At 71.1% G+C, this 12,966-nt stretch carries 11 protein-coding genes; 5 read left to right on the top strand and 6 right to left on the bottom strand.

The window, feature by feature from the left end:
* Positions 1-382 precede the first annotated feature (382 nt).
* The 4 genes from moaC to WH85_RS32955 are packed head-to-tail and all read left to right on the top strand — an operon-like array spanning position 383 to position 3,015.
* Entirely contained in the window at positions 383-877 is a 495-nt protein-coding gene (gene moaC, locus WH85_RS32970; RefSeq protein WP_045745989.1) for a cyclic pyranopterin monophosphate synthase MoaC, read from the top strand.
* Positions 874-1,344: a MogA/MoaB family molybdenum cofactor biosynthesis protein gene (locus WH85_RS32965; RefSeq protein ID WP_045745988.1), complete on the top strand. Its 471-nt coding sequence runs from the start codon at positions 874-876 to the stop codon at positions 1,342-1,344. The genes moaC and WH85_RS32965 overlap by 4 nt, the downstream gene beginning before the upstream one ends.
* Before the next feature lie 31 nt (positions 1,345-1,375).
* A complete protein-coding gene (locus tag WH85_RS32960) occupies positions 1,376-2,584 on the top strand; it encodes a molybdopterin molybdotransferase MoeA (RefSeq protein WP_045746023.1) in 1,209 nt (402 codons plus the stop codon).
* A 5-nt stretch (positions 2,585-2,589) separates the two neighbouring features.
* Positions 2,590-3,015 (top strand): molybdenum cofactor biosynthesis protein MoaE, encoded by a 426-nt coding sequence (locus WH85_RS32955; protein ID WP_157411362.1) that lies wholly within the window; start codon positions 2,590-2,592, stop codon positions 3,013-3,015.
* Between the two features lie 6 nt (positions 3,016-3,021).
* On the opposite strand, the gene WH85_RS32950 is transcribed toward WH85_RS32955, so the two are convergent.
* The 4 genes from WH85_RS32950 to WH85_RS32935 all read right to left on the bottom strand — a co-directional run bounded on the left by WH85_RS32950 (position 3,022) and on the right by WH85_RS32935 (position 7,073).
* The gene (locus WH85_RS32950; protein WP_245674198.1) at positions 3,022-4,317 is read right to left on the bottom strand and encodes a glycosyltransferase 87 family protein; all 1,296 of its coding nucleotides are present in this window, start codon (positions 4,315-4,317) and stop codon (positions 3,022-3,024) included.
* A gap of 206 nt (positions 4,318-4,523) precedes the next feature.
* The gene (locus tag WH85_RS32945) at positions 4,524-5,057 is read right to left on the bottom strand and encodes a DoxX family membrane protein (RefSeq protein ID WP_045745985.1); all 534 of its coding nucleotides are present in this window, start codon (positions 5,055-5,057) and stop codon (positions 4,524-4,526) included.
* Between the two features lie 28 nt (positions 5,058-5,085).
* Complete coding sequence (locus tag WH85_RS32940; RefSeq protein WP_045745984.1) at positions 5,086-6,291, bottom strand: ATP-binding protein; 1,206 nt, start codon at positions 6,289-6,291, stop codon at positions 5,086-5,088.
* A gap of 203 nt (positions 6,292-6,494) precedes the next feature.
* Positions 6,495-7,073, bottom strand: a complete 579-nt coding sequence (locus WH85_RS32935; RefSeq protein WP_052720979.1) for an LppU/SCO3897 family protein — start codon at positions 7,071-7,073, stop codon at positions 6,495-6,497.
* Between the two features lie 127 nt (positions 7,074-7,200).
* Here WH85_RS32935 and WH85_RS32930 point away from each other — a divergent pair, with 127 nt between their 5' ends.
* Positions 7,201-7,725 carry a prepilin peptidase gene (locus WH85_RS32930; protein ID WP_083449432.1) on the top strand — a complete coding sequence of 175 codons (525 nt, stop codon included), beginning with the start codon at positions 7,201-7,203 and terminating at the stop codon, positions 7,723-7,725.
* Here the strand turns inward: WH85_RS32930 and WH85_RS32925 are convergent.
* Both WH85_RS32925 and WH85_RS32920 read right to left on the bottom strand, forming a co-directional pair.
* Positions 7,712-10,837: a UvrD-helicase domain-containing protein gene (locus WH85_RS32925; protein ID WP_045745983.1), complete on the bottom strand. Its 3,126-nt coding sequence runs from the start codon at positions 10,835-10,837 to the stop codon at positions 7,712-7,714. The genes WH85_RS32930 and WH85_RS32925 overlap by 14 nt on opposite strands.
* Positions 10,838-10,902: 65 nt before the next feature.
* On the bottom strand, positions 10,903-12,297 hold the full coding sequence (locus WH85_RS32920; RefSeq protein ID WP_063775568.1) for a metallophosphoesterase: 1,395 nt from the start codon (positions 12,295-12,297) through the stop codon (positions 10,903-10,905).
* Between the last annotated feature and the right edge of the window lie 669 nt (positions 12,298-12,966).

Raw genomic sequence — 12,966 nt, 5'->3', positions numbered from 1 at the left:
AGCCCCACTCGTTGCTGCCACGCATGGCGTTCTCCTCATCCTGTGCGTTCCCCGGCCGGATCGGTGATCCGTTGTCGGGGATCCGGCATTCGTCCGTCGCGACAGGAATGAAATTAGAGGGCAGGGGCTGTCTGTTTCAAGTAAATCATGCCGTTTTGGGCAGAATGTGAGAACCGATCGCATTATGGCTACTCATAGTCCCTAAATGGCGACTCAAAGCGACGGTTCATAGCTTTATTCTTATGTTGGTAAATGCGTTTCCGCAGTGATCCCCGATGTGCTGACCAGTGCCGAAGCATGACTCCAGGGCGTGGACAAAGTGTGAAGCCCATACGGCCGAGACGCGAACGTGACCACCGCCGGATCTCTATAAGCTCCCGGTATGCCCCACGAATCCCACTCCCTCACCCATGTCGACGAGACCGGTGCCGCGCGCATGGTCGACGTCTCGGCCAAGGAGGTGAGCGCCCGGCGTGCCATCGCCGCCGGTCGTGTCCGGACCACCGCCGAGGTCGTCGCGCTGCTGCGCGGCGACGGCCTGCCGAAAGGTGACGCGATCGCGGTGGCCCGTCTCGCCGGGATCATGGGGGCCAAGCGCACCCCGGACCTGATCCCGCTCTGCCACCCGATCGGCCTGCACGGCGTCACCGTCGACCTGGAACTCACCGACACCACAGTGGAGATCTCGGTCACCACCAAGACCGCGGACCGCACCGGCGTGGAGATGGAGGCCCTCACCGCCGTCGCCACCGCCGGCCTGGCGATGATCGACATGATCAAGGCGGTGGATCCGGCCGCATCGCTGGAGGCGGTCCGGGTGCTGCGGAAGATCGGCGGCAAGACCGGCGATTGGGTACGCCCGGAGCACCGTTCATGAGAGGCCGCGTCATCGTCGCCTCCAACCGTGCGGCAGCCGGCGTCTACGCGGACACCAGCGGCCCCCGTCTCGTCGCCGGGCTCCGTGAACTGGGCTGCGACGTCGACGAGCAGCCGGTGGTCGTACCGGACGGCGACCCGGTGGCGCAAGCGCTGCGGCAGGCCGTGGCGGACGGCGTCGACGTGGTCCTGACCAGCGGCGGAACCGGCGTGACCCCGACCGACCGGACCCCTGAGGCGACCCGGGGACTGCTCGACTTCGAGATCCCGGGCATCGCCGAGGCGATCCGGGCGTACAGCCGGGACCGGGTGCCCGCCGCGGCACTCTCCCGAGGGCTGGCCGGGGTGGCCGGACGGACCCTGATCGTCAACCTGCCCGGATCCACCGGCGGCGCCAAGGACGGTCTGGCAGTCCTCGGCCCGCTGCTGGCGCACACCGTCGATCAGATCCGCGGCGGCGACCACTGACGTGCGGCGATAGGCTTCGTCAGTGACCGAGATGACCCCAGTGGACTGGGAACGGGCGCGCACCCTGGCGTTCGAGGCGGGCCGGGCCGCGGCCGGCGCGGCGGAGGACGTGCCGCTGCACGAGGCGGACGGCCGGACCCTCGCCGAGCCGCTGCGCGCCCTGACCGACCTGCCCGCCTTCGCCACCTCGAGCATCGACGGCTGGGCGGTGCGCGGCCCGGGACCGTGGCGGCCGGCCGGACGGGTGCTGGCCGGCGGGACGCCCCCGCCGCTCACCGAGGACGGCGTCTGCGTCGAGATCGCCACCGGCGCGATGGTGCCGGAGGGCGCGTCCGCCCTGATCCGGGTGGAGGAGTCGGCCACCGGCGACGACGGCCTGGTCACCGGCGAGCCGCGGCGGATGCCCGAGTGGCGTCTCCCCGGCGAGGAGGCCACCCGCGGCGAGGAACTCCTGCCCGTCGGGACGCCCGTCGACCCGGCGGTGATCGGGATGGCCGCCACCTGCGGTCACCAGACGATCCGGGCGACCCGCGTGCCGTCCGCCGCGCTGCTGGTCTTCGGCGACGAACTGCTCACCGAGGGCCCGCCCGGCGCCGGCCGGGTGCGCGACTCGCTCGGCCCGCAGGTGCCCGGCTGGCTGCGGCGCTACGGCGCCCGGATCACCGGCGTCACCGGACCGGTCAAGGACACCCTGGCCGCCCACGTGGACGCGATCCGGGCCGGCCTCGAGACCGCCGACCTGGTCTGCACCACCGGCGGCACCATGCACGGACCGGTCGACCACCTGCATCCGGCGCTCGCCGAACTCGGCGCGGAGTACATCGTCAACACCGTCGCGGTCCGGCCCGGTTTCCCGATGCTGCTCGCCCGGGTGCCCGGCCCGGACGGCCGGCCGCGGTTCCTGGCCGGTCTGCCGGGCAACCCGCAGTCCGCGGTGATCGCCCTGGTCACCCTGGTCGCACCGCTGCTCGCCGGGCTGCGTGGCCGGACCCTGCCGCCGCTGCCCCGGATCGAGGCCGCGGCGGACGTGCCGGGTCGCGGCACCTTCACCCACCTGGCGCTGGCCGCCCTCGACACCGACGGCCGGGTCGCGACACCGGTCGGCCACGTCGGCTCGGCCATGCTGCGAGGACTGGCCAACGCGCACGGGTTCGTGGTGGTCCGTCCCGGCACCAAGGTCGTCGCCGGCAACCGCGTACCCTTCCTGCCCCTTCCGTTGTCCTCCGGGGAGCGACCGTGACCGTCATCGCCGGGCTGGTGGCCCGTGCCGAGGTTCTCGACGAAGCACTCGACCTGGCCGCACACGAGGCCGCGGTGGCCGACCCGCGGGCCGGTGCGGTGGTCTCCTTCCAGGGCGTGGTCCGCGACCACGACCACGGACGCCAGGTGACCCTGCTGGAATACGAAGGACACCCGAGCGCCGCGGACGTTCTGCGGGAGGTGGCCGAGGAGATCGCCGCCGACCCGGACGTCTACGCGGTGGCCGTCTCGCACCGGGTCGGCAGCCTGCGGATCGGTGACGTCGCCCTGGTGGCGTCGGTCAGCACCGCGCACCGGGCGGCCGCCTTCGCCGCGTGTGCGCGACTCGTCGACGAGGCCAAGGCCCGGCTGCCGATCTGGAAACGTCAGGTCTTCCAGGACGGCACCGAGGAATGGGTCAACTGCCCCTGACCACGGTCAGCCGCCGCGGGGACCGGGGATCGCCGGTTCCCGGGCGGGCCGTCGCACCGGCCCGGCCGGCGTGGTCGCGTGCCGCCACGGCAGCGCGTTGAGCAGCAGGATCAGCGTCAGCGCGGGCACGCTCCACCGGGTGATCCAGCCCGGCCCGGCGAGCAGCACGGCATAACCGAGCACGGCGGCCACCAGACATCCGGCCCCGGCGAACCGCACCGCGCGGGGCATCCGGGCACCGGTCCGGCGGCGCCGGCCCGCATCCGCGAGGATCAGTACCGCCGGGACCAGCCAGATCCAGTCGCTCGACGTGGAGGACGGGCCGATCACCGCACCGGTCAGCCCGACCAGGGTGAACGCGGCCGTCTCGTCACCGTCGTGGTGCGCCGACCGGGCCCGGATCAGCCCGACGGCCAGCAGCAGCACGGCGAAGGACAACCAGACCAGCACCGGCGGCGCCGGGAAGTCGTAGAGGCGGGCCAGCACACCGGCCAGCGACTGGTTGTCGCCGTGACTCAGCGGCCCGCTGCGGTCCAGCTCCCAGAGGGTCGTGGAATACCAGGTCAGAGTCTCGTCCGGCCGGACCGCCAGCACGCCGAGAGTGACGGCCAGCGCGGTGACCAGCGCGGTCAGGGCGGCCCGCCGCTGCCGGCTGACGAGCAGGTAGGCGACGAAGAGCAGCGGCGTCACGCAGAGCGCGGACGCCAGCCCGATGCCGATGCCGGCCCACGAGCCGGACGCCCAGACCCGGCGCAGCCAGGCGAGCACGGGACGTTGCAGTGGTCGTTCCGGGGTGGACCGTCCCGGCCACCAGGCGGCGCGACTGCGGATCCAGGCGGCCCGGCGCAGCGCCACCAGATCGGCCACCACCAGGCCGAACAGCAGCAACTCGACCCGTCCCATGCCGAACGCGGCACGAACCGGTTCGGTCAGCAGCGCCAGCCCGAAGAGGGCCGGGACCAGGGTCGCGCTGCGGCGGGCGAGTGGGCCGGCCAGCACCCGGACCGCGAGCAGCAGCGCGACGGCGCCGGCCAGCGCCAGCAGCCACCCGGTGACGGGCAGCGGCAGCAACATCAGGGGCGCGAGCAGGAGGGCCAGGACCGGGGAGAGCGCGGCACCCTCATGACCATCCATGACGTGGTACGCGTAGAGCCCGTCCCCGTTCATCCACGACCGGAGGGCCTCATGTGCGACGGTCAGGGTGCTCAGCTCGTACCGTCGAAGGCAGAGGGTGATCAGCAGGAGCGTGACCAGCACGCCCAGCGTGACCACCACTGACCGGGTGTGCGCAGCACGGCGCACACCCCTCCTGCTTGCCGGCATGGCGCGACCCCCGTCTCGTCCCCGGGCACGGCACGGCCTGTCGCTCGACCCACCCGAGGCAGGGTGGGCAAGGCGGCAGTCGTAACCGGGCGGAAGCGAGCTTAGTAAGGCGCAGACCGACCGCGTGGCCCCTCGTCCGCTTTAACGCAAACGCCGCAACAAGGTTGTTATCCGGGCAAAATGGCTCAGCCTGGAATGCGGCGGGCGGTGGCCGCCGAGACCGCGGCGATTCTGGCCTCGCGGCGGGCCGTCCGCACCGCGCGGCGCACCGAACGCCGGCTGCGATCGGCCGCGTGCCCCGCCCGGTACCGCAGATCGGGCCGCCCCTCGGTGTCCACGGCCGCCAGCAGCAGACCGCCGAGCAGGCCGATGTTCTTGAGGAAGTGGATGCGCTGCTCGGCACGGGCCTCCGGCGGCGCCGACCAGAACGGATGGCCGGCGACCGTGGTCGGCACCAGGCCGGCGGCCAGCACCGCCGCGGCCGGACGGGTGAACCGGCCGGTGGCCAGGGCCAGGCCGGCGACCACGTCGGACGCCGCCTTCACCCGGACGAGGACGGCCGGGTCGCGGGGCAGACGCGGATCGGCCCTCTCCAACAGAGGGCTCACCCGGCGGGCAGCGGTCAGCTGCGAGGCGGTGGGACGGGACAATGCCTTGACGCCCGCGACCACGAAGATCGAAGCGAGCATGGCTCGGGCTGCGGTACGAACCGGCTTCATGGAACTCGTTATACCCGTAACGGCGTGGTCACACCGGCTGCGTTCGCAGGTAGCGGCCGAAGTGCGGGACGGTGAAGGCGACCGTGCCCCGTTCGCCGGAGTAGATCAGACCCTTTTTGATCAGTGCGTCCCGGGCCGGGGAGAGACTGGCCGGCTTGCGGCCCAGCGACGCGGCGATGTCCGCGGTCGGCACCGCGGCGTCCATGTCGTTGCCCGGGTCGCCGGAGAGCGTCGCCATCGCCCGCATGTACTCCCGCTCGGCCGGGGTGGCCCGCTCGAACCGGGACCCGAAGAAGCCCACCGCCAACTCGCCCTCGGCCTCCGGCGCGGCCACCCGGACGTCATCGGCGGTGATCGGGCTCTGCGGGGCGTGATCCCAGGTGGCCTTGCCGTAGGCCTGCACGAAGTACGGATAACCGCCGGACTTCTCGTAGAGCAGGTCGAGCGCGTCCGCGTCGTAGTCGACATCCTCCCGCTCGGCCGGCACGCCCAGAGCGAGATCGGCGGCCTCCCGGTCCAACCGGTCGATCCGCTGGTAGCGGAACAGCCGTTCGGAGTAGGACTTGGCCGCGGACAGCACGGCCGGCAGGTGCGGCAGGCCCGCGCCGACCACGATCAACGGGGCGCCGAGCTGCGACAACTCGTGGCAGGCGGCGCAGAGCGCGGACACGTCGGTGGCGCTGAGGTCCTGCATCTCGTCGATGAACAGGGCGATCCCGGTGCCGACGTCGGTGGCGAGCGAGGCGACCTCGGTGAAGAGCTCCACCAGATCGATCTCGATGTCGCCGGAGTCGGCCCGGCCACGGGCCGGTGGCACGTCGATGCCGGGCGCCCAGCGATCCCGCAGTTTGGCGTTGCCGTCATTGGCCCGCAGCGCGAACGCCTTCAACACCCCGAGCACCTCGTCCACCCGATCCGGGTCGCGGTGGTGCGGGGCCAGCTCGCGGATCGCCATGTGCAGCGCGCCGGAGACCGGGCGGCGCAGTGACTGATCGGGGCGCGCCTCGATCTTGCCGGTGCCCCAGAGGCGGCCGATCGCCGCCGAGCGCAGCGTGTTGAGCAGCACGGTCTTGCCGACACCGCGCAGTCCGGTCAGGACCAGGCTGCGCTCCGGGCGGCCGCGGGCCACGCGTTCCAGGACGACGTCGAACGCGCCCAGCTCACGGCTGCGGCCGGCCAACTCGGGTGGGCGCTGACCTGCGCCGGGAGCATAGGGGTTCCGGACCGGATCCATGGCGTAGCACAATATCGGGTCGTCTAGCGTTTCCGCTAGAGTCGGCTAGAGCGGTTCAGAGTCGCCTGCGGCCCAGCCTCGCCGGATTCCTCGCGGCCCAGCCTCGCCGGATTCCTCGCGGCCCGGCCCGCTGGATTCCTTGAGGCGCGGCACCTCAGAGTTCCTCGCGGCCCGGCCCGCTGGATTCCTTGAGGCACAGCACCTCAGAATTCCTTGAGGCACAGCACGAAGTCGACGTCGTCGTACTCGGTGTCGTAGTAGTACCACTTCGTGTACCCGGTGACCTTGGCGCACTTACCCATCGCGTCCTTCTCGCCGTTCGCCGATCCGTCGATGCGTTTCAGCACCTCGTACGTGTTCGCGGCACAGACGACGATGCGCAGCTCGGGTTCGTTGTTCGTGCCCTCGTTGCGGACGCACTGACCCTTCTCGGCGAACCGGGCGTCCTCACTGGTCTGCGGCCGGGGACCGCCGGCCGCGGCGGTGGTCGGCACGGCCAGGGGCGCCGGAGTCTCGTCGTCGCGGCCCAACAGGAACCACACGGTCGTGGCGATGCCCCCACCGGCCAGCACACTCAGCACGGCGACCAGGGCACCCATCGCGAAACCCCGGCGCGGCGGCGGCTGCGGAGCATTCCAGTCCGGCGGCGACGGAACCGGGGTGTACGGCTGATGCGGGATCTGATGCGGCTGACCGACCCACGGATCGGCCGGCTCCGCGTAGGGCTCCTCCGGACTCTTACCCGGCCAGGATTGACCGGAGTGCGGCCCGTTCTGCGACATCGGGGATCCCCTTCAGAAGCGCGGCGGCCTTCGCTGCCCTGCCACGGTAGCGTGCGGCCCGGTCGCGGACCGTGCCGGAATCGCCGGGCTTGCTCTGCCCCAGGGGCCGGGTTCTAACGTCCCGGCCATGTCACCTCTCGCCGTCGTCCATCACCTCCGCAGCCTGTTCTCCGGCTGCGCGGTCCGCTGGAGTGCGCTCTGCGGACTCGTCGGCGCGATCCTCGCCGACCGCCCGGTCTACCTGATCGGGGCATTCCTCGGTGTCGTCCTGGCCGCGATCGACCTGCGCTGCCGACGGCTCCCCGACCCGCTGGTCGCCGGACTCGCCGTCACCACCGCGGTGCCGCTCGCGGTGACCCACCCCGACCGGATCGGCACCGCACTGGCCGCGGGCGCCCTGACCGGAGCCGGCTACCTGGCCATCGCGCTGCTGCCCGGGCAGGGCCTCGGGCTCGGTGACGTGAAGCTCGGCGCGGTGCTCGCGCTGATCCTCGGCTTCTCCGGCTGGTCGGCCGTCGCGACCGGCCTCGGCGCCGCCCACGTGCTCGGCGGCCTGACCGCGTCCTGGCTGCTGCTCACCGGCCGGTCGCGCACCCTGGCGTTCGGCCCCGCCCTGCTCACCGGAGGGCTGATCGGTGTCACAACAGCCTGAGCTGCCGGTCCTTCGGACGGGACGGCGTGGACTCGCCCAGCCGCTCGAACAGACCCGAGTCGATCACGTCGAGGAACGGCGTCGGCGCCTGATCGCGTTCACTGCCGTGCCGGGTCCGGCGGGCCGCATGGCTGATGTACAGGCGGTCCTGTGCCCGGGTCAGGCCGACGAAGAAGAGCCGGCGTTCCTCGGCGATCTCGTCGTCGGTCGGCGCCGACCCCGGCCAGCGCAGCGGCACCAGGCCGTCCTCACAGCCGACCAGGAAGACCACCGGGAACTCGAGGCCCTTCGCCGCGTGCAGGGTCAACAGGTTGACCGCCTCGGCCCGCTCGTCCAGGGCGTCCACCTCGGCCCCGGTCGACAGCTGCTGGAGGAAGAGCGCCAGGTCGTCGCCGGCCCGCTCGGCCAGCGGCCGCAGCAGGTCAGCGGCGGACCAGATGTCCTCCGGAGCGATCTGGCCGCCGTCCAGCGTCGGCGCGGCGAACCGCTGGGCCAGCGACTGCGCGGCCAGCCGGACCCGGGACGCCAGAGAACCGGACTGACCACTCTCGTGGCGCAGCTCCCGGGCGATCACCTGCACGCCGGGACGATCCCGCAGCCGGTTGTGCGAGCGCTTCTGCACCGGCACACCGGCCCGGGACAACGCGTCGAGGATCGGGCCGGACTGCGCGTCGGTGCGATACAGCACGGCGACGTCCGAGAAAGACAGGTTGCCGGCGACGGCGGCCCGGGAGTCGATCCGGCCCGAGTCGAGCGAGCGGTGCGACAGCCCGCCGACCAGCTCGTCGATCGTCCGGACCACGAAATCGGCCTCGTCGGAGACGCTCCGCGCCGGATAACGGCCGACCAGCGGTGCCTCCGGGTCCAGCCGGGCCGGGTCCAGACGCCGGCCGGGCACCAGCGTCGACGGGGCGATGGCTTGCACCGCGGCGGCCAGGATCGGCGCCGACGAGCGGTAATTACGGGTCAGCCGGACCAGGCGGGCATCCACGAAATCAGCGTTGAAGCGCAGGAAGTAGCGCACGTCCGCGCCCCGGAACGAGTAGATCGCCTGGTCCGGGTCGCCGATCGCGCACAGGTTGCCGTCCGCGGGGCTGAGCAGGCGCAGCAGTTCGTACTGCAGGTCGTCGACGTCCTGGTATTCGTCGACGAAGATCCACTGCCAGCGGCGACGGTACTTCTCGACCAGCGCCGGGTCCTCCCGCAGCAGCGTCACCGGCACGCTGATCAGGTCGTCCAGGTCCACCAGGTCCTGCTGCCGCAGCAGCTTCCGGTATGCCGCGTCGTCCTCACCGGCCTGCTCCCGCGCCTGCGTCTGCTCCGGCTCCTCGGCGATCCGCCAACCCGTGCCGAGACCGGCCGCCTTGGCGTTCTCCTTCAGGATCGTCAGACCCAGCGCGTGGAACGTGCCGACCGTGATGTCCTCGGCGACGTCACCGAGCAGACCCTCCAGGCGCTCCTTCAACTCGGCGGCGGCCCGCCGGGTGAACGTGATCGCCAGGCAGCGCTCCGGGAAGACACCCAGCTCCGCGCAGAGGTAGGCGATCCGGTGCGTCAACGTGCGGGTCTTGCCGGTGCCCGGGCCGGCCACGATGAGCAGCGGCCCACCCGGCGCGGACGCGGCCACCCGCTGCATCGCGTCCAGACGGTCCAGCAGGCCGGTGCCGACCTCCTCCATGCCCGCCAGCATCGGCTCGAACGGCTCGTGCGGGCTCGGCGGCGACGGCAACGGCGGCGGGGCCGGCTTCTCCTTCGCCGGCTTGGCCTTCGGCTTCGCCACGGGCGGCGCCGGCTTCTCCTTCGCCGACTGTGCCGCCGGCATGTCGAACAGCGTCTCCATCTGCGGCGCGCTGTTGCGGTTGCGTAGCTCACCCGGTTCGAACAGGGTGATCACGCCGTATTCGCCGTCGTAACCGGGCACCCGGCGGACGTCACCGCGCCGCAGCCGCGTGATCGCCTCCCGCAGTTCGTCGCCACCGGCCTTGCCGATTTCGTCGACCGGCACCTTCCGGAGGATGTCCAGCTCCGCGCCGAGCGTCGCCACCACGTGGTTGAGCTGTGCCTCGACGGTCTTCGACTTCGGGCCCACACCGTGGATCTCGCCGATGATCTCGTGCAGCTGGATCAGGTGCTCGACGTGCGTGTCCTTCTGGAAACCGAGCGGGCGGTCGGCCAGATCCTCGACCCGGCTCAACACGCCGACGGTCAGCGGGCGCCCACACTCCGGGCAGCGGCCGCCGGCCTGACGGGTGCGCTCCGGCTCCCAGCTCACCCCACAGGCGCGGTGCCCGTCCGCGTGGTACTTCCCCTCCTCGGGGAAGAACTCCAAGGTGCCGGCCTGGCCGACACCGTCGCGGACCGCGAAGTAGTCCGGAACACCGGTGAAGAGGGTCGCCTCCCGGGCCAGCGCGGCCGGCGAATGAGCGTCCGAATTCGACACCAGGCGGTACCGGTCGAGGCTCGAGACGCGCCAGTTCATCTCCGGATCCGACGACAGACCGGTCTCCACCGCCGTGACGTGGTGGGCCAGATCGGCATAACAGTCGGCAATCGCGTCGAAACCGGACTTCGACCCCAGGGCGGAGAACCACGGCGTCCAGATGTGCGCCGGGACCAGGTAACCACCGGCCTCCAGCGTGATCTCCAGCAGATTGCGGGAGTCCAGCCCCAGGATCGGACGGCCGTCAGCGGTCAGGTTGCCGATCCGGGACAGCGCGGTGTTGATCCGGGTGACGGTGTCGAAATCCGGTGCGTACAGCAGGTGGTGGACCTTGCGGGTGCGATCGTCCCGCTTGTAGATCGTGGAGATCTCGACACTCAGCATGAACCGGGCCGGATCGGTCCCCCGCAACGAACCCGGCAGCCGCTTCGTCACCGGCTTCTCGTCATTCAACCGGAACAGACCCGGCTCGGCGGGCTCGAGACTCTCCTTGAGGTGCTCGAACCACGCCGGGTGGGTGAAGTCACCGGTGCCGAGAAGCGCGATGCCCTTGCGCCGCGCCCACCATGCCAGGTTGGGCAGCGTCAGATCGCGGCTGCAGGCACGCGAATAGCGCGAGTGGATGTGTAGGTCCGCGACGTATGCATCCGCGGTCACCTCCACGCCACGCATCCTGTCACGGCCGACGGTTTCGCCACGAGTCGCCACGCTCAAACACACTTACCGATCTTGATGAGTTATGCCACGCGCAGTTCGATGACCGTGACCTGCGGGGGCGCGCCCACCCGAACCGGTGGACCCCAGAACCCCGCGCCGTTGGTCACGTAGACCGGCACACCGTCCACACGCCCGAAGCCGGAGACTACCGGTTGTTCCAGGCTCACGAGGTAGTTGAACGGCGCCATCTGACCGCCGTGAGTGTGACCCGAGATCTGCAGATCCACGCCGTAGGGTGCGGCGTCGACCGCGGCCACCGGCTGATGGGCCATCAGAACCACCGGGCGGTTCGTGTCGCGGTCCCCCAGCGCGCGGGCGAAATCGGGCGCGTCGCCCTGCTCGGCGCCGGACAGGTCGTTCACCCCGGCGAGATCCAGGCCGGCGATCTCCAGACGCTCGTTGCGCAGCGGGCGCATCCCCAGGCGGGCGACCTCGTCGACCCACTCCTCGTACCCGGAGTAGTACTCGTGGTTGCCGGTGACGAAGAAGGTGCCGTGCCGCGACTGGATGTCGGCCAGTGGAGCGGCGAACTCACCCAGTTCGGCGACGCTGCCGTCGACCAGGTCACCGACGACGCAGACCAGATCCGCGTTCACCGAGTTGATCACCTGGGTGATGCGGCGGGCGTGGTCGACGCCGGTCAGCGGGCCGATGTGGATGTCCGAGACGACGGCGAGGCGGGTGCCGTCCATCGTCCGGGGAAGCTTCGCCATCGGCATCTGGAAACGGTCGATCTGCGGGCCGCCGGTGGCGGTCTTGACGCCGTACCCGGTGACCGAGGCAGCGGTGAGGCCGGCGAAGATCGCTGCGCCGCGGGCGAGGAGGAGGCGGCGGTTCACGCCTTCCGCATCGCCTGTTTCTGACTTGTCGGCCTTGTCGGCTTTACTGTTTTCAATCGTGTTTTTGTTGGTCGGATCGCTCTTGCCGTCTTCGCTGTTCTTGCCGTCGTTGCTGTCCCTGTCATCGTTGCTGTCCCTGCCGTCTTCGCTGTCCCTCTCGGCGGCGAGGACGGGTGACGCGGTGGGGGTGAGCTCGGCTTCGGAGGATTCACCCGTCCGGTCTGCGGGCGCGGCCGGGGTGGGCGCGTCGACTCGGTCGGTCGTCCCGGCGGTGGTCCGGTCGGCCCTCCTCACCCACAGGCGCGACGCGAGCAGACGCGGAATCTCCAGCGCGACCAGCGTCACCAGCAGATAGAACATCACGGCGATCCACAGATAGCCGGGCCAGGCGAGCCACATGAAGTGCCCGGCACGAACCCCGATCAGGGTCAGCGGCACCAGGATCGCCAGCAGGACGACGACGGCCGTGCCGATGCGGCGCGGCCACCCGGCGGCCAGCGGATCCCGAACCAGCCGCTTCCACAGATAGAAGTGGATCAGACCGATGACCAGCAGGATCATCGCGATGAAGCCCAACGAAACACCCTCCCCCGCGCGGCCACTCCGTAGCCGCGCCATGACAGCTTGCGCGACCCAGTGTCCCCGACAACCCGCGTGTCCCATGCCGCTGAGAGATTCCGCTCTCTCAGCCCCGTCACAGCATCCTTCTCACTGCCGCCCCGTTGCCCCGTCTTTTGCTCTCCCGTCCATCGCTGTCCCGCTCGCTGTTGTCGCGTCCATCGCTGTTCCGCTCGTTGCTGTCCCGCTCGCTGTTGTCGCGTCCATCGCTGTTCCGCTCGTTGCTGTCCCGCTCGTTGCTGTTGCGTCCGGCGCTGTCCCGTATGCCGGCGCCGCCGAAGCAACCGAGAAAATCGGGGCAGCGGGCAGCGGGCAGCGGGCAGCGGGCAGCGGGCAGCGGGCAGCGGGCAGCGGGCAGCGGGCAGCGGGCAGCGGGCAGCGGGCAGCGGGCAGCGGGCAGCCGGCAGCCGGCAGCCGGCAGCCGGCAGCCAGACAAGTAAGCGCACCCGTTCTGTTGATCGGGTGCACTGACCGCCCAAAGTCGACCGGTAATCACCCCCAAACCCGTGATCGGGTGCGCCTGCCGCCACTGCTTGGACCCACTCTCTGTTCGGGGAGAGCCCGGTCGCCTATGCCGAAGGGTGCGGGCCCGGCTCTGAGGCTGGGCGAGGCGGGGTGGGGCTGGGC

The sequence above is a fragment of the Actinoplanes rectilineatus genome (genome assembly GCF_000962825.1).
GTDB lineage: Bacteria > Actinomycetota > Actinomycetes > Mycobacteriales > Micromonosporaceae > Actinoplanes > Actinoplanes rectilineatus.
Note: the sequence above shows the minus strand (reverse complement) of the source record. Positions and strands in the feature narration are given on the sequence as shown.